At 71.7% G+C, this 24,080-nt stretch carries 24 protein-coding genes; 13 read left to right on the top strand and 11 right to left on the bottom strand.

Annotated elements, in window-relative coordinates; translation table 11 throughout:
- Positions 1 to 152 precede the first annotated feature (152 nt).
- From ACTMVF_RS10365 to ACTMVF_RS10355, 3 genes are all read left to right on the top strand, one after another.
- Complete coding sequence (locus tag ACTMVF_RS10365; RefSeq protein WP_301995591.1) at positions 153 to 812, top strand: phosphatidylserine decarboxylase; 660 nt, start codon at positions 153 to 155, stop codon at positions 810 to 812.
- A gap of 22 nt (positions 813 to 834) precedes the next feature.
- On the top strand, positions 835 to 1,653 hold the full coding sequence (pssA, locus tag ACTMVF_RS10360) for a CDP-diacylglycerol--serine O-phosphatidyltransferase (RefSeq protein WP_441270947.1): 819 nt from the start codon (positions 835 to 837) through the stop codon (positions 1,651 to 1,653).
- A 201-nt stretch (positions 1,654 to 1,854) separates the two neighbouring features.
- Positions 1,855 to 3,069 carry an alpha/beta hydrolase gene (locus ACTMVF_RS10355; RefSeq protein WP_441270653.1) on the top strand — a complete coding sequence of 405 codons (1,215 nt, stop codon included), beginning with the start codon at positions 1,855 to 1,857 and terminating at the stop codon, positions 3,067 to 3,069.
- A gap of 4 nt (positions 3,070 to 3,073) precedes the next feature.
- Here the strand turns inward: ACTMVF_RS10355 and ACTMVF_RS10350 are convergent, their stop codons facing one another.
- Positions 3,074 to 4,192 carry a glycerate kinase gene (locus tag ACTMVF_RS10350; RefSeq protein ID WP_441270946.1) on the bottom strand — a complete coding sequence of 373 codons (1,119 nt, stop codon included), beginning with the start codon at positions 4,190 to 4,192 and terminating at the stop codon, positions 3,074 to 3,076.
- A gap of 235 nt (positions 4,193 to 4,427) precedes the next feature.
- Here ACTMVF_RS10350 and ACTMVF_RS10345 point away from each other — a divergent pair, with 235 nt between their 5' ends.
- Positions 4,428 to 5,507, top strand: coding sequence for an ADP-ribosylglycohydrolase family protein (locus ACTMVF_RS10345; protein WP_441270652.1), 1,080 nt, complete (start codon positions 4,428 to 4,430; stop codon positions 5,505 to 5,507).
- Positions 5,508 to 5,587: 80 nt separating this feature from the next.
- Positions 5,588 to 6,082, top strand: a complete 495-nt coding sequence (locus tag ACTMVF_RS10340; protein WP_441270651.1) for an NUDIX domain-containing protein — start codon at positions 5,588 to 5,590, stop codon at positions 6,080 to 6,082.
- Positions 6,083 to 6,095: 13 nt separating this feature from the next.
- Here ACTMVF_RS10340 and ACTMVF_RS10335 read toward each other — a convergent pair whose 3' ends face one another.
- Entirely contained in the window at positions 6,096 to 6,296 is a 201-nt protein-coding gene (locus ACTMVF_RS10335) for a DUF2191 domain-containing protein (RefSeq protein WP_441270650.1), read from the bottom strand.
- A gap of 39 nt (positions 6,297 to 6,335) precedes the next feature.
- Here ACTMVF_RS10335 and ACTMVF_RS10330 point away from each other — a divergent pair, with 39 nt between their 5' ends.
- From ACTMVF_RS10330 to ACTMVF_RS10320, 3 genes are all read left to right on the top strand, one after another.
- On the top strand, positions 6,336 to 6,473 hold the full coding sequence (locus tag ACTMVF_RS10330) for a hypothetical protein (protein ID WP_441270649.1): 138 nt from the start codon (positions 6,336 to 6,338) through the stop codon (positions 6,471 to 6,473).
- 64 nt (positions 6,474 to 6,537) lie between these two features.
- Positions 6,538 to 7,263 (top strand): SIR2 family NAD-dependent protein deacylase, encoded by a 726-nt coding sequence (locus tag ACTMVF_RS10325; RefSeq protein ID WP_441270648.1) that lies wholly within the window; start codon positions 6,538 to 6,540, stop codon positions 7,261 to 7,263.
- Between the two features lie 44 nt (positions 7,264 to 7,307).
- The gene (locus ACTMVF_RS10320) at positions 7,308 to 7,676 is read left to right on the top strand and encodes a VOC family protein (protein WP_441270647.1); all 369 of its coding nucleotides are present in this window, start codon (positions 7,308 to 7,310) and stop codon (positions 7,674 to 7,676) included.
- Between the two features lie 10 nt (positions 7,677 to 7,686).
- Here ACTMVF_RS10320 and ACTMVF_RS10315 read toward each other — a convergent pair whose 3' ends face one another.
- Positions 7,687 to 8,175 (bottom strand): methylated-DNA--[protein]-cysteine S-methyltransferase, encoded by a 489-nt coding sequence (locus tag ACTMVF_RS10315; protein WP_441270646.1) that lies wholly within the window; start codon positions 8,173 to 8,175, stop codon positions 7,687 to 7,689.
- A 13-nt stretch (positions 8,176 to 8,188) separates the two neighbouring features.
- Positions 8,189 to 9,670, bottom strand: coding sequence for a DNA-3-methyladenine glycosylase 2 family protein (locus ACTMVF_RS10310; RefSeq protein WP_441270645.1), 1,482 nt, complete (start codon positions 9,668 to 9,670; stop codon positions 8,189 to 8,191).
- 155 nt (positions 9,671 to 9,825) lie between these two features.
- Here ACTMVF_RS10310 and ACTMVF_RS10305 point away from each other — a divergent pair, with 155 nt between their 5' ends.
- Entirely contained in the window at positions 9,826 to 10,194 is a 369-nt protein-coding gene (locus tag ACTMVF_RS10305; protein ID WP_128434192.1) for an ArsR/SmtB family transcription factor, read from the top strand.
- A 42-nt stretch (positions 10,195 to 10,236) separates the two neighbouring features.
- On the opposite strand, the gene ACTMVF_RS10300 is transcribed toward ACTMVF_RS10305, so the two are convergent.
- Together ACTMVF_RS10300 and ACTMVF_RS10295 are read right to left on the bottom strand one after the other, a co-directional pair.
- On the bottom strand, positions 10,237 to 10,683 hold the full coding sequence (locus tag ACTMVF_RS10300) for a hypothetical protein (RefSeq protein ID WP_441270945.1): 447 nt from the start codon (positions 10,681 to 10,683) through the stop codon (positions 10,237 to 10,239).
- 107 nt (positions 10,684 to 10,790) lie between these two features.
- On the bottom strand, positions 10,791 to 12,323 hold the full coding sequence (locus ACTMVF_RS10295; RefSeq protein ID WP_441270644.1) for an FAD-dependent monooxygenase: 1,533 nt from the start codon (positions 12,321 to 12,323) through the stop codon (positions 10,791 to 10,793).
- 284 nt (positions 12,324 to 12,607) lie between these two features.
- On the opposite strand from ACTMVF_RS10295, the gene lanKC reads away from it, so the two are divergent.
- The 4 genes from lanKC to ACTMVF_RS10275 all read left to right on the top strand — a co-directional run bounded on the left by lanKC (position 12,608) and on the right by ACTMVF_RS10275 (position 19,135).
- Positions 12,608 to 15,235 carry a class III lanthionine synthetase LanKC gene (gene lanKC / locus ACTMVF_RS10290; protein ID WP_441270643.1) on the top strand — a complete coding sequence of 876 codons (2,628 nt, stop codon included), beginning with the start codon at positions 12,608 to 12,610 and terminating at the stop codon, positions 15,233 to 15,235.
- A complete protein-coding gene (locus ACTMVF_RS10285; RefSeq protein WP_441270642.1) occupies positions 15,232 to 15,372 on the top strand; it encodes a SapB/AmfS family lanthipeptide in 141 nt (46 codons plus the stop codon). Before lanKC ends, ACTMVF_RS10285 begins: the two co-directional genes overlap by 4 nt.
- Positions 15,373 to 15,500: 128 nt before the next feature.
- On the top strand, positions 15,501 to 17,222 hold the full coding sequence (locus ACTMVF_RS10280; protein WP_441270641.1) for an ABC transporter ATP-binding protein: 1,722 nt from the start codon (positions 15,501 to 15,503) through the stop codon (positions 17,220 to 17,222).
- Positions 17,222 to 19,135 carry an ATP-binding cassette domain-containing protein gene (locus tag ACTMVF_RS10275; RefSeq protein ID WP_441270640.1) on the top strand — a complete coding sequence of 638 codons (1,914 nt, stop codon included), beginning with the start codon at positions 17,222 to 17,224 and terminating at the stop codon, positions 19,133 to 19,135. The genes ACTMVF_RS10280 and ACTMVF_RS10275 overlap by 1 nt, the downstream gene beginning before the upstream one ends.
- Here the strand turns inward: ACTMVF_RS10275 and ACTMVF_RS10270 are convergent.
- The 5 genes from ACTMVF_RS10270 to eboE form a co-directional block, all read right to left on the bottom strand.
- Complete coding sequence (locus ACTMVF_RS10270; protein ID WP_441270944.1) at positions 19,065 to 19,661, bottom strand: response regulator transcription factor; 597 nt, start codon at positions 19,659 to 19,661, stop codon at positions 19,065 to 19,067. The two genes, ACTMVF_RS10275 and ACTMVF_RS10270, sit on opposite strands and share 71 nt — an antisense overlap.
- Positions 19,662 to 19,769: 108 nt before the next feature.
- Complete coding sequence (locus tag ACTMVF_RS10265; protein ID WP_441270639.1) at positions 19,770 to 20,279, bottom strand: O-acetyl-ADP-ribose deacetylase; 510 nt, start codon at positions 20,277 to 20,279, stop codon at positions 19,770 to 19,772.
- A 41-nt stretch (positions 20,280 to 20,320) separates the two neighbouring features.
- Positions 20,321 to 21,505, bottom strand: coding sequence for a cytochrome P450 (locus tag ACTMVF_RS10260; RefSeq protein WP_441270638.1), 1,185 nt, complete (start codon positions 21,503 to 21,505; stop codon positions 20,321 to 20,323).
- On the bottom strand, positions 21,502 to 22,923 hold the full coding sequence (locus ACTMVF_RS10255; protein WP_441270637.1) for an alkaline phosphatase family protein: 1,422 nt from the start codon (positions 22,921 to 22,923) through the stop codon (positions 21,502 to 21,504). Before ACTMVF_RS10255 ends, ACTMVF_RS10260 begins: the two co-directional genes overlap by 4 nt.
- Positions 22,920 to 24,077, bottom strand: a complete 1,158-nt coding sequence (gene eboE, locus ACTMVF_RS10250; protein WP_441270636.1) for a metabolite traffic protein EboE — start codon at positions 24,075 to 24,077, stop codon at positions 22,920 to 22,922. Before eboE ends, ACTMVF_RS10255 begins: the two co-directional genes overlap by 4 nt.
- Positions 24,078 to 24,080 lie beyond the last annotated feature (3 nt).

The following is a 24,080-nucleotide window of genomic DNA, read 5'->3' as shown; positions in this document are numbered from 1 at the left end:
TTTTCTTGGAGAAGAAGATCACACCCCGTCAGCACTCTTCAGCCGCCGACTCGACTTCCTGGCTTGCCCAGTTGTGGCCCGCGACCGGTACGATCCCGGGAAAGCCGCCGTCCCCTGATACCGCGCGGCATCATCCGCTACGAAGGTCATCCATGCCCCACAGCCAAACCTCTGCACCACGCGACAGCCAGGTCGGCGGCGTACGCCTCGCGCGCGGAGCATCGCCGTGGCTTCTCCCGACTGTCGCCACCGCAGCCGTCAGCCTGCTGCGCGCACGCCGCTCCGGCGTCGCCAAGGCCGTCGCCGTGCCCGCCACCGCTCTCGCGGCGGGCATGCTGTGGTTCTTCCGCGACCCCGAGCGCGAGATCGCCCAGGGCCGGGTCATCTCGCCCGCCGACGGTGTGGTGCAGAGCATCATGCCGTGGAAGGACGGCCGCACCCGCGTCGCGATCTTCATGAGCCCGCTCAACGTCCATGTGAACCGCGCGCCGCTCTCCGGCACGGTCACGTCCGTGGAGCACATCCCCGGCGGGTTCGTTCCGGCGTTCAACAAGGAGAGCGAGAACAACGAGCGCGTTGTCTGGCACTTCGACACCGAACTCGGCGACATCGAGATGGTCCAGATCGCCGGCGCGGTGGCCCGTCGCATCGTCCCCTACATCCCGCAGGGCACGAAGGTCGAGCAGGGCGACCGTATCGGTCTGATCCGCTTCGGCTCGCGTGTCGACATCTACCTGCCCGAGGGCGTGGAGGTCGCGGTCGAGGTGGGGCAGAAGACCGTGGCTGGGGTGACTCGCATTGACCGTGATTGATCCTGAGACCCAGGCGGGCTGGGTGCCCGAGGCCGACGAGGTGGACGACGAAGAGGAGATGCCCCTCTCTCTCCGCCTGTCGATAGCGGACACCCTCACGCTCGGCAACGCCACGTGCGGCTTCATGGCGGTGTACTTCACCACCACCGGCATCCTGATCCCGGACCTCACCGGTAGCACGGAGACCGGCATGACCCGCCACAGCGCGGCCACGGCGGTCATCCTGATGCTGTGCGCGGCGGTCTTCGACCTGTTCGACGGCCTGGTGGCGAGGAAGCTGCGCTCCTCGCCCATGGGCGCGGAGCTGGACAACCTCTCGGACCTGATCAGCTTCGGGCTGGCCCCGGCGTACTTCGTCCTGGTCTACGGCATGGTCGCCGACGACGCGCACCAGCGGGTGGCGGCGGTCGGCGCGATCGTCGTTCTGCTCGCGGTGGTGCTGCGGCTCGCGAGATTCTCCTGCGTGACGCCGCCGAACGGCATGTTCCAGGGGATGCCGTCGCCGTTCGGCGCGCTGACCGTGGTCTCGATCGTCCTGCTGGAGCTGCCCTTCGTGGCGACGCTGCTGGCGATCCTGGGCACCGCGTGGCTGATGGTGAGCCGGGTCGAGTACCCGAAGCCGCGGGGGCGGCTCGCGGTGGCGATGCTCGCGTGGATCGTGGTCAGCATGGGCCTGCTCGCCGCCTGGGCCTTCGACGCCCCGAGCGGCCAGCTGCTGCTGCAGACGGGCTGCGCGCTGCAGCTGGTCATGGGCGCGGTGATCCCGCTGTTCGCCACGGCTCGCCGGGTGAACAACTTCCGTGACAATCGGCGTGAGGCGCGGGCGGCGCAGCTGCCCTGACCTTCGCTCCGTTGCTGACAGGTGTGGCCCGAGCCTTCCCGGCTCGGGCCACACCTGTTTCCGGTTCAAGGGCGTCGGGGGTTTGCCCTTGAGGGGTCAACTACCTCGTGCGGGTGCCCAGTTGCTGGGGGTGGGGAAGGGGAGGACGGTGGAAGGGGGAGATTTCACAGCAGTTGCCCCCTTTCATCCCGGGAGATGAGCATGTCTTCATACGAACTCAGGGAGCACAAGGTCAAGCACCTCTCGAAGATCCCAAACTTCGAACACGAAGTGGAGCTCCCTGTGCGGGAGTACGACGGCACCCCCACCGGGCACGACCGCAGGCCGGTGCTGATGCTGCACGGCCGCAGCGTGCCGGCGCTGGCGGGCTTCGACCTCGCGCCGGTGCCCGGCGGCGACCCCAACCGGTACAGCTGGGCTCAGGAACTGGCGCAGGCCGGTCTCGACGTCTTCATCATGGAAATCCGGGGCTCCGGACGGTCGCCGCGCCCGGGGGTGATGGACGATCCGTACAACACCAACCCGGTCCAGCAGCAACCGGTCCTCGTGGACCACACCATCCCGGCGCCCGGCACGCCCTCGTACAAGTCCGAGCTGGGCAATTCGGAGAGTGAATGGGCAGAGCTGGCGGCGGTGGTGGCGTTCATCAAGACCCAGGTCGGCTCGGAGAAGCGCATCCACTTCGTCGGCTGGTCCGCAGCCTCGTTCGTCATGGGCCCCTACACCCTCAACCACCCCGACCATGTCGAGAGCCTGTTTCTGCTCGCCCCGATGTTCCCGCCGCGGGGACGGTGGTCGGGAACGCTGGATGCCCCCTTCGGGCGCCCGCCGGAGGCCGCGACACTGCCTGTGGGCAAACCGCCCGAACAGTTCGGTTTTCCGATGAATGTCACCAGCAAGGTCGGATTCAAGAGGTCGTTGAGCGGCACTCCCGCCCTGTGGGAGCCCGGCATCGACGAGCTTGCATGGGCGGCCTGCATGGAGGACGACCCCGTCGGCAGCAAGTGGGGCCGCAAGGTGAATGGCGAGCCCGAGGGCGTCCTGCGCTCCCGGAACACCTACTGGTGGGGCTGGAACAGCAAGACGGCGCCGCTCAAGGACTCGCAGGGCAAGCACATACTCGGCGACCGGGTACCCGTACTCATCCTCTACGGGGAGCTGGACCGGACGGCCAACAGCCCGACGCTGATGCAGGACAACCTGCACTTCTCCGTTCCGGACCTTTATGCGGCCATCGGGGGATCCCGGAAGCTGATGTTCTGCTTCGAGGGATCGAGCCACTCCCTGGTCTGGGAGACCACCGCCGAAGCCATCCACCACTACTCGAAGCTGTGGTTCAAGCACGGCAAGGTGGAGGGCCTCGACAGCGGCAAGTACTTCAGGGAACTGGACGGCAATCTGATTCCCCTGCCGTAGCGGATCAGCCCAGGAAGTCCCGCCCGATCCGCTCCGCCACCCGCTCCAGAATCGGCCCGGCGTCCGCGATGCACTTCGCGACGTCGGGCTCGACCTCCGTCAACGGGTACGCCCGGCGGATCCCTGCCCGGCCCAGCGCCTCCGGCGGGAGCGCGAGGCGGCCGCACACCGCGACGACCTCCTTGTTCGCGGCCCGGGCCGCCGCCGCGACCCCCGCCGGGGCCTTGCCGTGGAGGGTCTGCTCGTCCAGGGAGCCCTCGCCGGTGATGACCAGGTCGGCCCGCTCCAGGGCGGGCGCGAAGCCCAGGACGTCCAGCATGACCTCGATGCCGGGGCGGAAGCGTGCGCCGATCAGGAGGGCGCCGTAGCCGATGCCGCCCGCGGCGCCGGCGCCGGGGGCAGCGGCATGCTCGGCGGCCCGGGGGCCCACGGCTTCCTCCAGCACCTTCGCGTAGTGCGCGAGCGCCGTGTCCAGCGTCTCCACGTCGTCCGGCGAGGCACCCTTCTGCGGGCCGTACACCGCCGGCGCGCCCTTAGGGCCGGTGAGGGGGTTGTCGACGTCGCTGGCGAGCACCAGTTCGACGGAAGCCAGTCGCGGGTCCAGGCCCGACAGGTCGGCCGTGGTCAGGTCACCCAGGCCCCCGCCGCCCGGCGTCACCGGCTCCCCGTCCGCGTCCAGGAAGCGCGCGCCCAGCGCGGTCAGCATGCCGGCGCCGCCGTCCGTGGTGGCGCTGCCGCCGACGCCGAACACGATCGTGCGGGCGCCCGCGTCCAGCGCGGCCCGCAGCAGTTCACCGGAGCCGTACGTGGAAGCCGTGAGCGGCGCGAAGACGCCCGCGGGCAGCCGCTGCAGGCCGCTGGCCTCCGCCATCTCCACGACCGCCGTGTCGCCGCGCAGCGCGAACGCCGCCGTCACCTCGTGCCCGAGGGGCCCGGCGACCCGTACCTCGCGGCGCTCGAACCCGGCCGCGACCGCGGCGTCCACGGTCCCGTCACCGCCGTCGGCCACGGGCATGGCCTCGACCTCGATGCCCGGCACGACCCGGCGCAGACCGGCCGTCACCCGCTCGGCGACCTGCACGGCCGTGAGCGAGCCCTTGAACTTGTCCGCGGCGATGAGCACCCTCTGGGCACCGTTCACTGCAGCGTCCGCCACCTTGTCTTCCCCTTGCTCTCCGGGCCCGGCGCATGCCAGGGCCAGTCGCGCCGCTGTGACCTTAACCGGAGGACACCCCCGCCGTCATGCGCTGCCCGGACCGTGAGAACGCCGTACGAGCGCCCCGTGAACGTCCTGTGCGCCCCCTGAGCGGCCGGCCGGACCCCGCGCGGACGCCCCCGGAATTGGGTAAACCGGTCCTATGACCCCTGTGGGCACTGAGCCAGAGCTCGCCGACCGCGTCCTCGGGGGCTGGCTGGGCCGGATCGCGGGCAACATGCTCGGCAAGCCGGTCGAGCAGGGCGACCTGTGGACGCGGGACCGTATCGATCAGTATCTGCGGCAGGCCGCCGCCCTGCCCCTCACCGACTATCTTCCCGAGCCGATCAGCGAGGACGACGGCTTCGAGCTGCGCCCCGAGTGGCGCCAGTGCGTGCGCGGCCGGATCCACGGCAGCTGCCGCGACGACGACGTCGACTACGCCATCCTCGGCCTCGACCTGCTGGAGACGCACGGCTTCGGCTTCAGCACCGAGCAGGTCGGCGACCTGTGGCTGCTGCGGCTGCCGTATCTGCAGACCTTCACGGCGGAGCGGGCCGCGTACCGCAACCTCGCGAACGGGCTGAAGCCGCCGCTGACGGCGACGTACGACAACCCGTACCAGGAGTGGATCGGCGCCCTCATCCGCGCCGACATCTACGGCTGGACCTGCCCGGGCGACCCGCGCCGCGCCGCCTCCCTCGCCCGCCGGGACGCGGTGCTGTCGCACACCGGCAACGGGGTGTACGGCGCGATGTGGGCGGCGGCGCTCGTCGCGGCGGCGTTCACGGCGTCCACGGTCCGGCAGGTGGTCGACCGGGCACTCGCCGTCATCCCGGCGAGCAGCCGCCTCGCCCGCACCGTACGCCGGGTCGTCTCGCTCCACGACACCCGGATGACCTGGGAGGACACGCTCACCACGGTCGCCGAGGAGACCGCCGGGCTCGGCTGGATCCACACCGTCCCGAACGCCGCCGTGCTCACCGCCGGGCTCCTGTACGGCGACGGCGACTTCACCCGCACCATCACGCTCACCGTGCGCGGCGGGCTGGACACCGACTCGAACGGGGCGACGGCCGGTTCGGTGGCGGGTGTGCTGACGGGGGCGGCGGCGATCCCGGGCCAGTGGACCGAGCCGCTGGAGGACACGGTGCGCAGTGCGGTGTTCGGGTTCGACGGGGTGCGGATCAGCGAGCTGGCGGAGCGGACGGTGCGGCTGGCGGAGACGGAGGCGGAGGTCTAGCAACGGTGCGCCCGGGAGACGCTTCCCTGCGCGGGGCGTGCGGCCGAGGCACGGTCGGGCAGGCTGGTTACCCTTCCTCAATGACCACCACGCCAGACTTCGCCACGTACATCGCGAGTCTCCCCCGCGTCCTCGCCGGCGCCGCCGCCCTCTTCCGTGACGCGGAGGGCCGCGTCCTGCTCGTGGAGCCCAACTACCGTGAGGGCTGGGCGCTTCCGGGCGGCACGATCGAGTCCGACGACGGTGAGACCCCGCGGCAGGGCGCACGCCGTGAGACGGCCGAGGAGATCGGCCTCGACCGCGAGCTGGGCCGGCTGCTGGCGGTGGACTGGTCGCACGGCACGGGACGGCCGCCGGTGGTGGCGTATCTGTACGACGGCGGAGTCCTCGGCGAGGACGACTTCAAGGCGATCCGGTTGCAGGAGGAGGAGCTGCTGTCCTGGCGGCTGGTTCCGCGCGAGGACATCACGGCTCATCTGCCCGGCTCCCTGGGCCGCCGTGTCCTGGCCGCCCTGGACGTCCTCGCGGACGGCGGGGGGACGGTGGAGCTGGAGAACGGTCACCGGGTGGGGTGACCGGAGGGCGGTTTCAGCCCTCGACGTCCCGGGGCTTGGCATCCACCGCGCGCAGCGCCTCGTCGCGTTGGGCGAGCCGGGCCTCCGTGCGGTGGCTGCGCTCGATGTAGTCGCGGACGACGAGCTCGACGGCGTCCTGCGGGTTGCCGACCCCCGCGAGGACCATGACTTCCACGACGAGTTCGGCATCGAGTGACACGGTGACCTTGGCCATGGCGGGACGCTAGCACCACATCGGCCCCGTCGGATATGCATGCGCCGCCGGGAGAACCGGGCGCCACATGGGCCGGAGGGCGGCCGCCGTGACCTGACCACCGAGGCCGGCGAGACGGTCACGGTCCTGGGCCACAGCCCCGAGTGGATCCACCGCGACGCCGTCATCACGGACTGACGAGCCCTCGCCCCTGACGGATACTCGCTCGCCGCACGGCGGTCCACCGCCTTACTCTCGGCCCATGAACAGGCCCCTCGTAGCCATCCTCAGCGGCGCAGGCATCTCCACCGATTCCGGGATCCCTGACTATCGCGGGCCGAACGGGCTGTGGCGGCGGGATCCGGAGGCCGAGAAGCTCGTGACGTACGAGTACTACATGGGCGATCCGGAGATCCGGCGGCGCTCCTGGCAGATGCGGCGGCAGAACCGGACGCTCAAGGCCGAGCCCAACGCCGCGCACCGGGCGGTGGCCGAGCTGGAGCGGTCCGGGGTGCCGGTGCGGGTGATCACGCAGAACGTGGACGGGCTGCACCAGCTCGCCGGGATGCCGGCCCGCAAGGTACTCGAACTGCACGGCAGCGCGCGCAGTGTGCTCTGCACGAAGTGCCATGCGCGCGGGCCGATGGAGGACGCCCTCGCGCGCGTGGCGGCCGGGGAGGAGGATCCGGCGTGCCTGGAGTGCGGTGGCATCCTCAAGTCGGCGACCGTCATGTTCGGTGAGCGGCTCGATCCGGTAGTCCTCGGTGAGGCGGTCGCGATCACCAAGGCGTGCCAGGTGTTCATCGCCGTCGGCAGCAGCCTGCAGGTCCAGCCCGCCGCCGGGCTCGCCGGCGTCGCCGCCGACCACGGGGCCCGGCTGATCATCGTCAACGCCGAGCCGACGCCGTACGACGACCGCGCCGACGACGTCGTACGGGAACCCATCGGCACGGCGCTGCCGAAGCTGCTGCGCGAACTCGCCGGGTAGAAATGCGGGTGCGGGGGCTCACCGAGCAGATCAGAATCCGTGTCATGACTTCTGCGATCCGCCATGTGACGATCGACTCCACCGACGCCTACACCCTCGCCCGCTTCTGGTCCCAGGTGCTGGACCTGCCCGTGCACGAGGACGACAAGCCCGGCGACGAGGACGTGCTGATCGAGGGCGCGGGCCTGCTGTTCGTCACCGTCCCCGAACCCAAGACGGTCAAGAACCGGGTGCATGTGGACCTTCAGCCGCAGGACCGCACCCGTGACGAGGAGGTCGAGCGGCTTCTGGCCATCGGCGCCACGCTGGTCGACGACCGCCGCACCCCGGACGGCAGGGGCTGGGCGGTCCTCGCCGATCCGGAGGGCAACGAGTTCTGTGTGGAGCGCGGTGCGGCGGAGCGGGCCGACTGAACCGACGGGTTCAGAACAGCGCCGCTCCGCTCTCGAAGTCCAGCAGCCGCTTCTTGCGGTCCAGGCCGCCGCCGTACCCGGTGAGGCCGCCGCCCGCGCCGACGACGCGGTGGCAGGGGACGATGATGCCGATCGGGTTCCTGCCGTTGGCGAGGCCCACGGCGCGGGAGGCGGCCGGGTTGCCGAGGGCGTCGGCCAGTTGGCCGTAGGAGCGGGTCTCGCCGTAGGGGATGTGGCGCAGCCGGTCCCAGACGCGGCGCTGGAACTCGGTTCCGTTCAGCCGCAGTTCGAGGGTGAACTCCTTCAACTCGCCCACGAAGTAGGCCTCCAGCTGGTCGATCGCCGTACCGAAGGGCCTGTCGTCTCGCTCGCCGAAGGTCTCCTCGGGTGGGCGGTGGCGCTGTTCGGTCATGTAGAGGCCGCTCAGGACGCCGTCGTCGGCGACGAGGGTCAGGGGGCCGTACGGGCTGTCGATGACGGTGTGGTGCTTCGTCGGCATGTCCTTGAGGTCCTTATACGGGGAGGAAGTTGATCGGGTGGCTGTCCGTCGCCCACAGGTACTGGACGGCGTACGCCCGCCAGGGGCGCCACGCGGCTGCCCGGGCCGTGAGGGCCGCCGGGGTCGAAGGCAGGCCCAGCTCCTGGGCGGCGCGGCGAATTCCGAGGTCGGTGGGGAGGAAGGCGTCGGGGTCACCGAGGGCGCGCATCGCGATGACGTCGACCGTCCAGGGCCCGAAGCCGGGGAGGGCGAGGAGGCGGGCTCGGGTCTCCGGCCAGTCACTGTCGGGCCCCAAACGCACCGCGCCGTCGGCGAGTTGGCGTACCAGTGTCGTGAACGTCGTGCGGCGTGTGCGGGGCATCGCCAGTGACTCCGGGTCCACGGACGCCAGTGCCTCGGGGGACGGGAAGAGATGGGTGAGGCCGCCCTCCGGGTCGTCGACGCGCTCGCCGTGGGCGCTGACCAGGCGGGCCGCGTGGGTGCGGGCGGCGGCCGTGGAGACCTGCTGGCCGAGGACCGCCCGTACGGCGAACTCGGCCTCGTCGACCGTGCGCGGAACCCGGCGGCCGGGAGCCTTGTCGACCAGCGGGGCGAGCAGCGGATCCGTGCGCAACTGGTCGTCGATGGCGACCGGATCGGCGTCCAGGTCGAGCATCCGGCGGCACCGGCTGATCGCGACGGTCAGATCGCGCAGGTCGCTGAGGATGAGGCGGCAGGCGATGTGGTCGGGCTGCGGGGTCAGGGCCACGATGCCGTGGCCGTACGGCAGCCCGAGCGTGCGCCGGTACGCGCCGTCCCGCCACTCCTCGACCCCGGGGACGGCGGTCGCCGCGAGGTGGCCGAAGAGGTTGTCGGGGTTGAGGGGGGCGCGGAACGGCAGGCGCAGGGTGAGCGCGCCGGCGGCGTTGCCCGGACTGCTGCGGGGTGCGCGGGCGCGCAGGTCGGTCGGGGCGAGGGCGAAGACCTCGCGCACGGTGTCGTTGAAGGTGCGGATGGAGGCGAAGCCCGCCGCGAAGGCGATGTCCGCCATGGGCAGGGGCGTCGTCTCGATGAGGAGGCGGGCCGCCTGGGCGCGCTGGGCCCGGGCCAGGGCGAGCGGGCCGGCGCCCAGCTCGGCGAGCAGCTGGCGTTCGATCTGCCGGGTGCTGTAACCGAGCCGGGCGGCCAGGCCGGGCACGCCCTCGCGGTCCACGACGCCGTCGGCGATCAGCCGCATCGCGCGGGCCACGAGGTCGGCGCGCTGGTTCCACTCCGGGGAGCCGGGGCTGGTGTCCGGGCGGCAGCGCTTGCACGCCCGGAACCCGGCCTGCTGGCAGGCGGCCGCGCTCGGGTGGAAACGCATGTTCTCCGGCTTGGGCGGGACCACCGGGCAGCTGGGCCGGCAGTAGATCCCGGTGGTCACGACCGCCGTGAAGAACCAGCCGTCGAAGCGGGCGTCCTTGGACTGGACGGCGCGCACGCAGCGCTCCGTGTCGATGTGCATCCCCTTCTGCATGCGTCCAGCATCGACCAGCGGGGGCGCCGAGGGCTGGCGAGAATCCGACATCGACCTCGGCTGGGCTGGGCGCTGCCGGATCGCCGGAGTCGAAGAACCCGGAGACACATGAAGGATCATTCATGTGTTCAGGTACGATGAGTAAGATACCCGCCATGGGTCATGGAGCCGTCACCGCCGCGCAGGACGCCACCGAGCGCGTACGTCTGGACGCGGCCAACGTAGCCAAGGTGGCCACCACCCTCCAGGCCCTGTCCACCCCCTCCCGCCTGTTGATCCTGGCGCGGCTGCGGGAAGGTCCGCTGCCCGCCACGGAGTTGGCCGCCGAGGTGGGCATGGAGCAGTCCGCCTGCTCGCACCAGCTGCGGCTGCTGCGCAATCTGGGCCTGGTGGTGGGTGAGCGGCGCGGCCGGTCGGTCGTGTACGCGCTGCACGACCACCATGTCGCCGAGCTGCTCGACCAGGCCGTGTACCACGTGGAGCATCTGCGGTTGGGAATCAGCGACGCGGCCGAGGCCGAGTGAGCCGCGTCGGTCGTCGAGTGAGCCGCGCGGCCGACCTGGGCCTTACGACGCCGTCGGAGCGGGGGTCGGGCCCACGCCCCGCAACTGCTGGATCTTTCCGCCCAGTTGGGGCCGGAGCCGCTCCAGCACCTCCGGTTTCGCGCTGACCACCCAGCGGGTGCCGACGAGGTACTGGCCGCCGTAGACGGCGGCGGCGTCCAGCCAGGTCAGCTTGTACTTCTCCTGGGGGAACGTCGTGATGAGGTAGTCGCCCTGCTTCGTCCGGCAGACGCCCTCGCGCAGTTCGTCCGCCTCGGTCCGGATCCTGACCTCGCAACCCGTCAGGTCGGCGATCACCTCGACCTTCGCCGGCGCCACGACGCCGGCCACCGTGGCGGAGACGTTCGTCGGACTGCTCTTCGCGGCGGCGCCCTCGTCCCCACTCCCGCCGCACGCGGTGGCCAGGAGCAGAAGAACCAGACTGCCGGCCGCCGTCGCGGTACGGCCGATGGCCGCGACACGGCCGGTGCTTCCTCGGCCGCTTCCCCGGCCGCTTCCTGGGTTGATTCCTCGCTGTGACTGCACGAAAAGTGGTACGGATCAACGCCGGGAGCCGTTCACCCCGTGGTGTCGGTCGGCAGCCAGCGGGCGGCATAGGCCCGCAGCCCCTCCAGCTGGGCACCGCGTGCGACGTAACCGACGTGGCCGTCGGGCCGTACGAGTCCCTGGGCGACGTCCGGCCAGGGCCCGCGGTCGTCGAGGCGGTGCACGGTGATCAGGTCGGCCCGACCGGCCAGGACCGGGGCGAGCCGCTGGTCCGGCCAGAGGTGCGGCGGGCCGGTCAGGAGCAGGTGCCAGCCGGGAGCGGCGGTCCTGGCCTGGATCCCCCGCGGCAGGTCCGGGAGCCGGTCACCGGCTCGCGGGCCATGACGGGGCGGTCGTCCGCCCGTCGTGGAGGCCGGACTGCGCCGGTAGTGGATGCCCAGTTCGGAGACGGTACGGAAGACCCACCGGCGGGGCGCCCTCGCACGCACCGCCAGCGGGGCGAGGCGCGGAACGAGCCGGGCACGGGCGAAGCGGAGGAGGGGATGAGGGCTGGTGCCGACGGCGAACGCGCGGTCGGTGAACCGCCGTACCTCGCGGCCGACGGGGGCGCGTTCGATGCCGTAGGTCTGAAGGAGTTCCTCCGGTGCGGCGCCCCGGCACACGAGGGCGAGCTTCCAGCCCAGGTTGAGGGCGTCCTGGATGCCGGTGTTCATGCCCTGTGCCCCGGCCGGGCTGTGGATGTGGGCGGCGTCGCCGGCCAGGAAGCAGGGGCCGGACCGGTACCGGTCGGCACCGCGGTTGTGGAGCCGGAAGTCGGTCATCCAGACCGGATTGCGCAGCGTCAGCCCCTGAGCCCCGTACCGGTCGGCGATCTGTTGCAGGAGCGGCAGTGTCACCTCGCCGGCGGGGGCGTCGGACGGCCGGATGGCGAGCATCCGCCAGGGCGCCGGTGAGCCGAGCGGGAAGAAGATGAGCATCCCGGCGCCGGTCAGGTACGAGTGCACGGCACCCGGCTCCAGCCCGTCGGCGTCCAGGTCCGCGAGCAGGTACGTCTGCGGGTAGGCGTAGCCCTCGAAGCCGATGCCCGCCTGGGCTCGCACGGTGCTGTGGGCGCCGTCGCAGCCGACGACGTAGCGCGCCACCACGTCTTCCTCCGTGCCGTCGCGGCCGCGCAGCCGGCACAGGACGTCGTGATCCCGTCGGTCCAGCCGGATCAGCTCGGTGCCGCGTTCGATCGGGACGCCGCGCGTGGCCAGGTGCTCACCGAGGACGTTCTCCGTCTCGGCCTGCGAGAGGAACAGCAGGAAGGGGTAGGGGGTGTCCGTCAGCCCGATGTCGAAGAGCGGTACCGACACCGTGCGCCGCTTCAGGTGCAGGCGCAGCCGCATGGCGGGGTTGCCGCGGGCCACCAGCCGCTCGGTCACGCCGAAGCCCGCCAGCGCCTCCAAGGTGCGGGGCTGGATGCCGAGTGCCCGGGACTCGCGCACCCGGTCGAGGGAGCGGTCGACGAGGCGGAACGTGATGTCGTAGGCGCGCAGTTGCGCGGCGAGCGCGAGCCCTGTGGGCCCCGCGCCCACCAGCAGTACGTCCAGCGATACCGGCATGCAGCCACGGTAGAAGCCGGGCCATGAGCACGGCCACGACCGCGGGACCGTAACCCGCCGCATACAAACAGCCTGGGCGAGCCCTCGTTTCTCCCGGCCCCGAGGAGACAGTCTCACCGCGCAGGCGTGATGAACGGTGGTGTTCCACCGCGGGCGGAGTCTGCAATCCTCGGTAGTGATCCCGGGTGAATGTCCCCCTCGAGCTCCGAAAACGGTTCTCGGACCACCGGAGCAATTGTCTGTCCACGGGCCGCGAGCCCATGAGCAGAGAATGTGGTGACCCCGTGGATGTGCGCTACGAGGCCTATTGCCTCATGGACCCGGACTTTTACGACACGCCTGCTCGTGCGAAAGGCCGCGGTGACGACTTCGAGCTGGCCCTGTGTCCGGCGCCGGACGGGTGGGTGCGGTCGGATCTGGACAACTGGGTGGTTTTCACTCCCGAGGGTGTGGACCTCCCCCTACAGGGCTGGAAGATCCACGTATCGGCGTGCCTCGACGACGCACGGGACACCCTCACCGCCGTGTGGGACTACTGCGTCCCCCGCCGGGTCGCCTTCAAGTTCCTCCCCAGCGTGGACAACCTCCTCCTCTCCAACGCGAAGTACGCCCCCCGTGAAGCCAGCGGCAAGTTCGTGACGATCTATCCAGCGGACGAGGCCCAGCTCGAGACGGTCCTCCACGAGCTGGGCTCCGTCCTGGCCGGCCGACCCGGCCCCTACGTCCTCAGTGATCTGCGTTGGGGATCCGGCCCGCTGTACGTCAGGTACGGCGGGTTCGCCATGCGGACCTGTGTGTCCCCCGATGGGGAGCTGGTGCCGGCGATCGAGGACGCGTCCGGCCGGCTCGTGCCCGATGTGCGCGGACCCGCGTTCCGGGTGCCGGACTGGGTGACGCTGCCTGCCTTCCTCGAACCCCACCTCACCGCACGCAACAGCACGACCGTCGCCGACCTGCCCTACCGCATCGAGAGCGCCCTGCACTTCTCCAATGGGGGTGGCCTCTACACCGGTCAGGACATACGGACGGGGCAGCGGGTCGTGCTCAAGGAGGCCCGGCCGTACGCGGGGCTCACCCTGGACTGCGCGGACGCGGTCACCAGGCAACGCCGCGAGCGGGAAGCCCTCGAACGACTGCGCGGGCTCGACTGCGTGCCCGCTCTGCTCGACCACTTCGTCCTGGGGGAGCATCACTTCCTGGTCGAGGAGTTCATCGACGGGCCGACGCTCAACAGCCTCTTCGTCGACCGATGTCCCCTCGTCCTTCCGGAATCCGTGGACATGGACACCGCCGCGTACACGTCGTGGGCCGTCGACATGCTGGACAAGGTCGAGCGCGCCGTTGACGCCGTGCACGCAAGGGGCATGATCGTCGGCGATCTCCATGCCGACAACATGCTGGTCCGCCCCGACGGCCGGGTGGTACTGATCGACTTCGAGGGCGCGGCGGACGTGACCGACCAGGGGGACCAGCGCCTCGCCGCCCCCGGCTTCGTGGTCCCGAGTGGCCGGACCGGTATCGACATCGACCGCTACGCACTGGCCTGTCTGCGCTTCTTCCTGTTCCTGCCGCTCACCAGCCTGTTCCCGCTCGACGCGGGAAAGGCACGGCAGTTCGCCGACGAGATCCCCCGGACCTTCCCGGTTCCCCGCGGATTCTTCGACGACGCGGTGCGAGTGATCGCCGGGGAAGGCGCCGGCACACGGGCGGGCCCCGGCACGCCGGCGCTGCTGGAACCGGACCACCAGGGCTGGGTACGCACGCGCGAGTCCATGACCGCCGCCATCCTGGCGTCCGCCACACCCGACCGTGACGACCGGCTCTTCCCGGGTGATGTCGAGCAGTTCGCCACACCGGGCGGGGGCCTGGGCTTCGCGCACGGTGCGGCGGGCGTGCTGTACGCGCTGGACGCGGTCGATGCCGGCCGCTACCCGGAGCACGAGGAGTGGCTCGTCCGGCATGCCCTGCGCCCCGAGCCCGGGACGCACCTCGGCTTCTACGACGGCCTGCACGGCATCGCATACGCGCTCGACCACCTCGGCCACCGCGACGTGGCGATGAAAGTCCTCGACATGGCTCTGGGCGAGCAGTGGCAGCAGCTGGGGCCCGATCTGTACGGAGGCCTGGCGGGTATCGGCCTGAACCTCCAGCACTTCGCCGCGGCCACCGATGACCCCGCGCTGCGTGACGCGGCCTTCTCGGTGGCGGGCATCGTCGCCGACCGGCTCGGATCGGCGGACGACGACGGCGCGAGCCCGTACGCCGGACTGCTGCGTGGCGCGACCGGGCCCGCGCTGATGTTCCTGCGGCTGTACGAGTACACCGGCGACCGGGAGTTCCTCGACCTGGCCGACCGGGCGCTCCGTCAGGACCTGCGCCGCTGCGTCGTCCGTCAGGGCGGGGCCATGGAAGTCGACGAGGGCTGGCGGACCCTGCCGTATCTGGCGGTCGGCAGCGCGGGTATCGGCCTCGTGCTCGACGACTACCTCGCCCACCGAGAGGACGAGCCGTTCCACGAGGCCGCCGCCGCCGCGATCCGCCAGGCGGCCACGGCCCGGTTCTTCATCCAGTCGGGACTCTTCCAGGGGCTGGCCGGAATGATCCTCTGCCTCAGCCGGCCGCATCCTGCGGGCACGGCCGCACAGCGGGACCCGGTGGTCGCCGAGCACATACGCCGTCTGTCGCGGCACGCGCTCACCTACCAGGGCCACCTGGCCTTCCCCGGCGATCAGCTGATGCGCCTGTCCACCGACCTGGCCACCGGCAGCGCGGGCGTCCTGCTCGCCGTGGGCTCCGCGCTGCACAACAGCCCCGTGCGACTGCCCTTCCTCGCTCCCAGCGAGCGACGCGCCGAGCCGCACGGCCACATCCCCCCGTCCCCACGAGGTCACGGAGGAGGTGAAATCCCATGACACTCCTCGAACTGCAGGCAATCGATCCGACTGTCGCCTACGGCAGCAAGCCGCCGAAGCGGCACAGCAACCTCAGCGTTGCGCTGTGCAATGGAGGGGCGAGCACCCTCAGCGTCGCGCTCTGCAGCGGCAAGTAGTTGTCCGGCGCGGGGGCGCCTCGTGCGCCCCCGCCATAACCGTCCCCCACATCCGTCCTCTTCGATCCCGCACGACTTCCATCCCTCACGACTTCCATCCCTCACCACCGGGACGACCGGGAGGTGCCATGAGCCTTGGTGCGGCCGATCGCCTGCTGTTGGCGTCAGCCCGACGGGGCGGCGTCTGGGTGGGCGTCACGGTGGTCACCTCGTTGCTGCTCACCGGCGCCGCCCTCGCGCTGCCGGCCGTCATGGGCCGCACTCTCGACGCCGTCCTCAGTGGGGGCGACTCGGCGCGCTGGCTCGCCTTGACCGGAGTGCTGATCTTCGTCCTGGTGGCCGTCGACGCCGTGGACGACCTCGTCGGGCAGATCGCCGAGGCCCGGTCGACCGCCTGGCTGCGGCACACACTGCTGGGGCACGTGCTGGCGCTGGGCACCCGGGCCACCCGCAGGTTCACGCCGGGCGACCTGGTCAGCCGTCTGGTCGGCAACGCCGCCCGGACCGGGAACAGCGCGTCGAGCCTGGTGTGGGTCGTCATGGGCCTCATCCCTCCGCTCGGCGCGATCTTCGCCCTGGCGTTCATCGACTACTGGCTGTGTCTCACCTTCCTGGCCGGGATGCCGATCGTGGTGCTCCTGGTGCGGGCCTTCCTCCATGACATCTCCGACGCCAACGAGGGCTACTTCCGTGTGCAGGGCACCATCGCCGCACGGCTCGTCGATGCCCTGGGCGGAATCCGGACGATCACCGCGGCCCGGACCGTCGACCGCGAGGCGCACCGTGTCCTCTCGCCCCTTCCCGAGCTGCGTCGGCACGGGCTGAGCGCGTGGGACGCGATCGCACGGATCTCGGCGCGCGGAGATCTGGTCGTCCCCCTGCTGGTGGTCGCCGTCCTGGCAGTGGCCGGACTGGGGCTCACGCAGGGCCGGATCACGCCCGGCGACGTGCTCGCGGCGAGCGAATACGTGGTCATGGCGGCCGGCATCGGTGGCGTGCTGTCGTCGCTGAGCCAGCTGGCCCAGGCGCGTACGACAGCCGGCCGGATCGCCGAGGTGATCGCCGAACCACCCGTGGCGTACGGCCGGGAGCGCCTTGCCGAAGGCCCCGGAGAGCTGGAGTTCCGGCACGTGACCGTTCAGGGGACGGACGGCCCCGTGCTCCAGGACCTCAGCCTGATCGTCCCGGGCGGCGCCCTCGTCGCCGTCGTGGGCCGTTCCGGGGTCGGCAAGTCGCTGCTGGCCGCGCTGGCGGGGCGCCTCGTCGACCCGGACGAGGGTGAGGTGCTGCTCGACGGCGTGCCGCTGCGCAGCCTCGGCCGCGGTGAGCTCAGGCGGGCGGTGGCATACGGCTTCGAACGCCCGGTGCTGCTCGGCGAGACCTTCGCCGACGCCATCGGGTTCGGCCCGCGGACCCCCTCTGCCGAGGAACTCGTGGCACAGGCCAGGGCGGCCCGTGCCGACGCGTTCATCCGCCACATGCCCGCCGGATACGCGAGCCGCGTCGCCGACACCCCGATCTCCGGCGGCGAGGCGCAGCGGGTCGGGCTGGCCCGCGCGTTCGTCCAGTCCGGGCGGGTGCTCGTGCTCGACGACGTGGCCGCCAGCCTGGACACCGTGACCGAGCACCACATCAGCCAGGTCCTGACCAGTGCGCTCGCCGCCCGCACGCGGATCGTCGTGGCGCACCGGGCCTCCATGGCGGCACGGGCGGACATCGTGGTCTGGCTCGCCGACGGCGCGGTCCGGGGGCGGGGACCGCATCGGGCGCTGTGGGCGGATCCCGAGTACCGTGCCACGTTCCAGCCGTTCAGCCCTGCCGCCGCCGAGATGGTGGGGGGCGCACGGTGATGCGGCGGTCCGTGCAGATCCTGCGCTCCTCGCTCAGCCGTCGGCGTCGGGAGTACCGCCGACTCGTGGCCTGGTCACTGGTGCAGGCCGCGCCCGCCTTTCTCTCCGGGTGGATCGTGGCCCGCGCCGTCGACCAGGGGTTCCTGGCCGACCGGCCCGGCACCGGCTTCCTCTGGCTGGGCGCGCTGGCGGGCGCCTTCCTCGTCGGAGCCTGGGGGACCCGGCACGCCGTGCTGGGACTGGCCTCACTCATCGAACCGTTCCGGGACGAGCTGGTCACCCTCGTGACCACGGGCACGCTGCACCGGTCCGCCCGGCTCGGCGAGCCCGCCGACACCGCGGGCGTGGCACGGCTCACCGAGCATGTGGAGCGGGCCCGGGACGCCTACGGCGCGATCGTGCTCTTCGTCCAGGGCTTCCTGGTCACCGCCGGAGGCGTGCTGCTGGGTCTGGCCGGCCTCGACCCGGTGCTGCTCGCCCTCGTCGTGCCGCCCCTCCTGATCGGCCTCGCCCTGTTCGCCGCTGCGCTGCGGGCCATGGCCGCACGACAGCGGGAGGTCATCCTGGCGGACGAGCGCATCGCCGAGTCCGCGAGCGCCCTGACCGGCGGGCTGCGGGACGTGGTGGCCTGCGGCGCCGAGGACCGCGTACGCGCCGAGACGGGTGCGCACGTCGATGCCGCGGCCCGGGCGACCGTGTCGCTGGCCCGGCTCACCGCGGTACGGACCGCCGCTCTGGGCATCAGCGGCTGGGTGCCCCTCCTGCTGATCCTGCTCGCAGCGCCCTGGCTGGTGCGGAGCGGCGTGACGACGGGGGCGATCCTGGGGGCGGTGACCTATGTGTCGCAGGCCCTCCAGCCCGCCCTGCAGGGCTTTGTCCAGGGGCTTGGCAGCAGCGGGCTGTGGCTCCTGGTCACCGTCGGCCGGATGGCCGAGATCGCGGTGGAGCCCGGCGAATCCGGGACGACGGGACCTGAGGCCACCGAGGCCGGGTCCGGCGCGGCGACGGGTCGCATGCCGGTACGGGCCGGTGGTGCCCGGGTGGAGGTCCGCGGTCTCACCTTCGGTTACGCACAGTCCGCGGAGCCGGTGATCCGCGACCTGGACCTCGTCCTGCGCCCGGGCGAGCACCTCGCCGTGGTGGGACCGAGCGGCGCCGGGAAGTCCACGCTCGCCGCGCTGCTCGCGGGGGTGCTCGAGCCGCAGGCGGGGCAGGTGCGCCTCGACGACGCGCCGGTTCTCGCTCTGGGCGGCGGCGACGACCTGGCCCGGCGCCGCGTGCTCATCCCGCAGGAGGCGTACGTCTTCGCCGGCACCCTGGAGGAGAACCTCACCTACCTGGTACCGGGCGCCGCCCCGGCGGACGTGGAGGCGGCAGTCCGTGCCGTGGGCGCGGCACCGCTCGTGGCACGCCTGGGCGGCTACGACGCGCCGGTGGACCCGCGAGACCTCTCGGCCGGGGAGCGTCAGATCGTCGCCCTGGCCCGCGCCCTCCTCCCGGCACCGCGACTGGCCCTGCTGGACGAGGCGACCTGCCATCTCGATCCGGTCGCCGAAGCGGTCGCAGAGGAGGCATTCGCCCGCCGCCCAGGGACCCTGATCGTCGTCGCCCACCGCATCAGTTCGGCACTGCGGGCCGACCGGATCCTCGTCATGGACGGTACGCGGGTCGCCCTCGGCACCCACCAGGAGTTGCTCGCCGACTCCGCTCTCTACCGTGACCTGGTCGGCCACTGGGGCGCGGCCAGCGCCTCTTGGCCGGCGGTCGGGGCGATGGCACGTCCGGGACGGGTACGGGATGCGGTCCGTGTCCTGCTACGGCTCACCGCTCACCTCCGAACGATCACACCCAGCCCGATTCCCTGGCGATCCGGATCGCGTCGATCCGATTACGTCCGCCCGTCTTCCTCGTGATCGCCGACAGATGGTTGCGGACCGTGGCCACGGACAGGGACAACCGCTCGGCGATCTCCCGTGTGGGTGCGCCGTCGGCGGTCATACTCAGGATCTCCACGTCCCGCGGGGTCAGCGGGTTCTCTCCGGCGTCGAGCGCGGCCAGTGCGAACTCGGGGTCGATGAACCGCTGGCCCCTGACCAGCTTGCGGACGCCGTGGACCAAGCGGTCCGCCGGCGCGTTCGTGCTGATGACCCCCGCAGCGTGCAGGTCGAGGATGCGGCGGAGCCGCTCGGGTGTCGTCGAGGCCATCAGCAGCAGCATCCGGCAGTCCGGCAGCCGCACCCTCAGCTCACTGCGCGCGGCGAGGTCCTCGCCCTCCTTGGAGTCGACGTCGATCACCAACACGTCGGGGCGGCACATCAGTGCCCGCGCGACCCCCTGCCCATTGCCTTCGACTTCGGCGACGACTTCGATGTCCTCTTCGCGAGACAGGAGGGCGGCGACCGCTCCCCTCATGAGGCGGGCTTTGCCGATCAGAAGCACGCGGATCAATGTCGCTCCCACCTGGCGCTACGCGGCCTTCGAGACACCTCACCCTGCGTTCCGCACTCTTCAGACGCCTTTGGAGCCAATTATCCGGCCGCCCCGCGATCAGCGCACGTGCCGGGCGAACACCTCGTACGCCCGCTCGTCGAAGAGCACGAACCGCACCTCTTCGACCGCCGTGTCCGCCGCCCGCACCGTCTCCACCGCGATCCGGGCCCCGTCGTCCATCGGCCAGCCGTAGACGCCGGTGGAGATCGCCGGGAACGCGACCGTCCTGGCGCCCAGTTCGTCGGCCACGCGCAGCGACTCCCGGTAGCAGGAGGCCAGCAGGTCCGAGCGGTCCTCGGTGGACGACCAGACCGGGCCCACCGTATGGATCACGTACCGGGCGTCCAGCTCGCCCGCCGTCGTGGCGACCGCCTGTCCCGTGGGCAGACCCTTGCCGTACCGGGAGGCGCGCAGCTCGCGGCACTCGGCGAGGATCGCGGGGCCGCCCCGGCGGTGGATGGCGCCGTCGACTCCTCCCCCGCCGAGGAGGGAGGAGTTCGCGGCGTTGACGATCGCGTCGGCGGTCTCTCGCGTGATGTCGCCCTGAACGAGCCTGAGGGTGGTCATGGCTGTTTCTATAGCAGCCCTGGCCACCGAGGGCCGGTTCATTACCAGGCGACAGGAAGCGAGCGCACCCCGTGCACCGTGCTCGTGGAGAGAGCCAACGACTCCGGCGGGGCCGTCATGCGCAGGTCCGGGAGCCTGCGGAACAGGGTGGACAGGCCCAGGCGGAGTTCGGTGCGGGCCAGCGACTGGCCGAGGCACTGGTGCAGGCCGTGCCCGAAGGCGAGGTGGCCGGCGGCGTCGCGGCGGACGTCGAGGGCGTCGGGGGCGGCGTACACGGAGGGGTCGCGGTTGGCGGCCTGCAACGCCACCACCACGCCCTCCCCCGCTCGGATGCGGACGCCGGACAGCTCGACGTCCTCCGTGGCGATCCGCCGTATGCCGGAGTGGATGACGGTCAGATGGCGCAGGAGCTCCTCCACCGCCCCCGGCCACAGGGAGTCGTCGGCGCGCAGCGCGTCCAGTTGGGCCGGGTCGTGCAGCAGGGCGATCACGGCGAGCGGGAACATGTTCGCCGTGGTCTCGTGGCCCGCCAGCAGGAGCAGGGAGACCATGCCCGTGGCCTCGTCGAGCGTGGCCTCGCCGGTCGCGACGCGCTCGGTGGCCAGGCGGGAGACGAGATCGTCGGCGGGGTCGTGCGTGCGGCGCTCGATCAGGGCGCGCAGATAGCCGTAGAGCGCTATGCGGGCCGCCATCGCCTCGGCCGGGTCGCCGGCGACGCTGGTGAGGGCGTTGGACTTCTCGCGGAAGAAGCCGTGGTCCTCGTAGGGGACGCCGAGCAGTTCACAGATGGCGAGGGTGGGGAGGGGCAGCGCGTACGACGCGACCAGGTCCGCCTGCGTCGCGTCGGCGTCCGTCATCGCGTCCAGCAGGTCGTCGCAGATCCGCTGGACGGCACCCTCCATCTGCTCGATGCGCCGGAAGGTGAAGTCGGGGATCAGCATGCGGCGCAGCCGGGTGTGGTCCGGCGGGTCCATCTGGTGGAAGAGACCGGGGGCTTGGGGTGGGGCTCCGGGGCGGGTGTGGGGGAAGGCGGGGTGGTTGGCGTCGGCGCTGAAGCGCGGGTCGGCCAGGACCGTGCGGGCGTCCTCGTGCCGGGTGATCAGCCAGGGGCTGTTGTCGCCCCAGATCGTCACCCGGCGGACCGGTTCCTCGGACTGCCACTTGGCGTACTCGGGGGCCGGGTCGAGCAGGGGGCGGATCGTGGGGAGGGGCGGGTGGGTCGTCACTTCTGCGTGCCTTCCGTCGCATCGGGCGTCTCGTGCAGGCCGGCGAGGCCCAGCAGCAGGGACTTGACCTCGGTGGCCGCGTAGGCTTCCCGGGCCCGCTCCGGCTGCGAACACAGCAGTACGGGGCCGTGGTCGGGGTCGGCGGGCAGGCGGCCGTGGCTGCCGCGGACGCCGGACGGGTCCAGGGGGACGGTCTTCAGGCGGTAGCGGAAGCCGAGCTTCTTGCGGGCGACCTGGCCGACGGCGCGCAGCTTCACCGCGGGGACGGTCTCGTCGTAGAGGAGCTCGGCGGGGTCGTAGCCGGGCTTGCGGTGGATCTCGACCTGGCGGGCGAAGTCGGGGGCGCGGTCGTCGTCCAGCCAGTAGTAGTACGTGAACCAGGCGTCGGGGTCGGCGAGTGCGACGAGTTCGCCGGAGCGCTCGTGGTCAAGGCCGTGGGCGGACTTGCCCTCACCGTCCAACACCCGCTCCACACCGTCGAGTTCACCGACGAGTTTCGCGACCGCCTCGACGTCGGCCGGGTCGCGGACATAGACGTGGGCGACCTGGTGGTCGGCGACCGCGAAGGCGCGTGAGGTCCAGGGGTCCAGGTACTCCATGCCGTCCTGCGTGTACACCTCCAGCAGCCCGGCCCGGCGCAGGGCGCGGTTGATGTCGACCGGGCGGGAGACCGGCGTGATGCCGTACTCGCTGAGCGCCACGACCGTCGCGCCCTCGCGCAGGAAGTGGTCGATCAAGGGGCGCAGGGCGTTGTCGAGTTGGCGGGCGGCGCGGATGGTTTCGGGTGAGTCGGGGCCGGAGCGCTGGGGCTCGTAGTCCATCTGCGGGATGTAGACGAGCGTGAGGTCGGGGCGGTGTTCGTCGAAGACCTGGCGGGCGGCGGCCAGGATCCACTGGGTGGAGGGCATGCCCGCGTTCGGGCCCCAGTAGGTGAACAGGGGGAACGGGCCCAGCCGGTCGGTGAGTTCGTCGTGCAGGGACGGCGGCCAGGTGTAGCAGTCGGGTTCCTTGCGGCCGTCCGAGTAGTAGACGGGACGCGGGGTGACCGTCCAGTCGACGTCGGCGCCCATCGCGTACCACCAGCAGATGTTGGCGACCTTGTAGTCGGGTTTGGTTCTCCGGGCCGTCTCCCAGATCTTCTCGCCGCCGACGAGGGCGTTGTGCTGGCGCCACAGCATGACTTCGCCGAGGTCGCGGAAGTACCAGCCGTTCGCCACCGCGCCGTGTGCGGACGGGGGTGCGCCGGTGAGGAGGGTGGACTGGACGGTGCAGGTGACGGCGGGGAGCACGGTGTCGAGCCGGGCCCGGAAGCCGCGGTCGCCGAGGGCGGCGACGGACGGCATGTGCTTCAGGAGGTTCGGGGTGAGGCCGACGATGTCGAGGACGACAACGCGGTTCCCTGGGTGGTCGGTCGTCATGAGGGGTCCTCCTTGAGGCCGAGGCCGGTCAACCGGTCGCGGGCCCAGGCGAGTTCGGCGGCGATGCCGCCGGGCAGGTCGGCGGGCGGTTCGGGGAGGACGGACCAGGTGTAGGTCTCGACCTCGATGTGGTCGCAGTCGGCCGAGGCCCCGCCCAGCAGCCCGGCGAGGACCTGGTCGAGCTGGTCGGCCGTCGTACGGAGCGGGGCTTCCGGCTCGGTGTGCAGCGGGGCGTGGAAGTGGACGCGCCAGGGACCGCCGTCGGCGGGAAGGGCGCCGTCGAGCGCGTCCGGGAGGTCATCGGCGCCGAGGACGTCCCCGTCGGTCGGCGTGCGGGTCTGGTGCAGGAACCGGGGTTCGGCGAGCCGGTGCAGGGCGGCCCGGGCGGCGGGGTCGGCCGGGTCCGGGGCCTCCACGGCGCAGGACGCCTGGAGTTTGACGACGGGCAGCCCGGCTTCCGTGAGCCGCCGCAGTGCCTCGGCCGGTTCCTCGAACTGCACGGCGAGATGGCAGGCGTCGAGGCAGATGCCGAGCCGGTCGGGGTCCAGTCCGCCCAGTTCCCGTACGGCCTGCGTGGTGGTCTCGACGACGCACCCGGGCTCCGGCTCGAAGCCGACGCGGATACGGCGGCCCGTCCATGCCTCCAGCGCGGCGAGCCCGGTGGTCAGCCGGTCCATGGCGTGCCGGGCCTCCTCGGCACAGACGGGCGTCCACGGGGTGCGCCAGGCGATCGGGAGGGTGGAGACGCTGCCGTGGTCGACGTCGTCCGGGAGGAGGGCGGCGAGGACGCGGGCGCAGTCCAGCGTGTACTTCAGCCGGGCCTCGTCGGCCCAGTCGGGTTCGTACACGTCCTTCTTGACGACCTGGCGGTGGAAGCCGGCGTACGGGAAGGCGTTGAGGGTGACGGTCTCCAGGCCGCGCGCCCGCAGCTCGGTCCTCAGGCGCGTCAACGCGCCTTCGTCGTCGGCGAGTTCGGTGACGACGGGGCGGGCCAGCCACAGCCCGATGCCGAGCCGATCGGTGCCGAGGCGTTCACGCACGGGCTCGGCGTAGTCGGCGAGCTGGGCGATGACACCCTCCAGGTCCTCCGCCTGGTGGACGTTGCTGCAGTAGCCGAGGTGGACGGTCGTACCGTCCGGATGCAGAAACCGCATGGA

Source organism: Streptomyces sp. SD31, from assembly GCF_052068475.1.
Taxonomy (GTDB): domain Bacteria; phylum Actinomycetota; class Actinomycetes; order Streptomycetales; family Streptomycetaceae; genus Streptomyces.
This window is presented reverse-complemented; position numbering and strand designations above follow the sequence as displayed.

What these genes read in the sequence shown, in the direction of transcription:
- ACTMVF_RS10335 (WP_441270650.1), bottom strand. Translation starts at nt 6,296, where the DNA reads ATGGCCAAGGTCACCGTGTCACTCGATGCCGAACTCGTCGTGGAAGTC.
- ACTMVF_RS10275 (WP_441270640.1), top strand. Translation starts at nt 17,222, where the DNA reads ATGCGGCGGTCCGTGCAGATCCTGCGCTCCTCGCTCAGCCGTCGGCGT.
- ACTMVF_RS10310 (WP_441270645.1), bottom strand. Translation starts at nt 9,670, where the DNA reads ATGCAGAAGGGGATGCACATCGACACGGAGCGCTGCGTGCGCGCCGTC.
- ACTMVF_RS10280 (WP_441270641.1), top strand. Translation starts at nt 15,501, where the DNA reads ATGAGCCTTGGTGCGGCCGATCGCCTGCTGTTGGCGTCAGCCCGACGG.
- ACTMVF_RS10320 (WP_441270647.1), top strand. Translation starts at nt 7,308, where the DNA reads ATGACTTCTGCGATCCGCCATGTGACGATCGACTCCACCGACGCCTAC.
- ACTMVF_RS10285 (WP_441270642.1), top strand. Translation starts at nt 15,232, where the DNA reads ATGACACTCCTCGAACTGCAGGCAATCGATCCGACTGTCGCCTACGGC.
- ACTMVF_RS10325 (WP_441270648.1), top strand. Translation starts at nt 6,538, where the DNA reads ATGAACAGGCCCCTCGTAGCCATCCTCAGCGGCGCAGGCATCTCCACC.
- ACTMVF_RS10305 (WP_128434192.1), top strand. Translation starts at nt 9,826, where the DNA reads ATGGGTCATGGAGCCGTCACCGCCGCGCAGGACGCCACCGAGCGCGTA.
- ACTMVF_RS10355 (WP_441270653.1), top strand. Translation starts at nt 1,855, where the DNA reads ATGTCTTCATACGAACTCAGGGAGCACAAGGTCAAGCACCTCTCGAAG.
- ACTMVF_RS10255 (WP_441270637.1), bottom strand. Translation starts at nt 22,923, where the DNA reads ATGACGACCGACCACCCAGGGAACCGCGTTGTCGTCCTCGACATCGTC.
- ACTMVF_RS10265 (WP_441270639.1), bottom strand. Translation starts at nt 20,279, where the DNA reads ATGACCACCCTCAGGCTCGTTCAGGGCGACATCACGCGAGAGACCGCC.
- ACTMVF_RS10365 (WP_301995591.1), top strand. Translation starts at nt 153, where the DNA reads ATGCCCCACAGCCAAACCTCTGCACCACGCGACAGCCAGGTCGGCGGC.
- ACTMVF_RS10330 (WP_441270649.1), top strand. Translation starts at nt 6,336, where the DNA reads ATGCGCCGCCGGGAGAACCGGGCGCCACATGGGCCGGAGGGCGGCCGC.
- ACTMVF_RS10295 (WP_441270644.1), bottom strand. Translation starts at nt 12,323, where the DNA reads ATGCCGGTATCGCTGGACGTACTGCTGGTGGGCGCGGGGCCCACAGGG.
- ACTMVF_RS10340 (WP_441270651.1), top strand. Translation starts at nt 5,588, where the DNA reads ATGACCACCACGCCAGACTTCGCCACGTACATCGCGAGTCTCCCCCGC.
- ACTMVF_RS10345 (WP_441270652.1), top strand. Translation starts at nt 4,428, where the DNA reads ATGACCCCTGTGGGCACTGAGCCAGAGCTCGCCGACCGCGTCCTCGGG.
- ACTMVF_RS10315 (WP_441270646.1), bottom strand. Translation starts at nt 8,175, where the DNA reads ATGCCGACGAAGCACCACACCGTCATCGACAGCCCGTACGGCCCCCTG.
- eboE (WP_441270636.1), bottom strand. Translation starts at nt 24,077, where the DNA reads ATGCGGTTTCTGCATCCGGACGGTACGACCGTCCACCTCGGCTACTGC.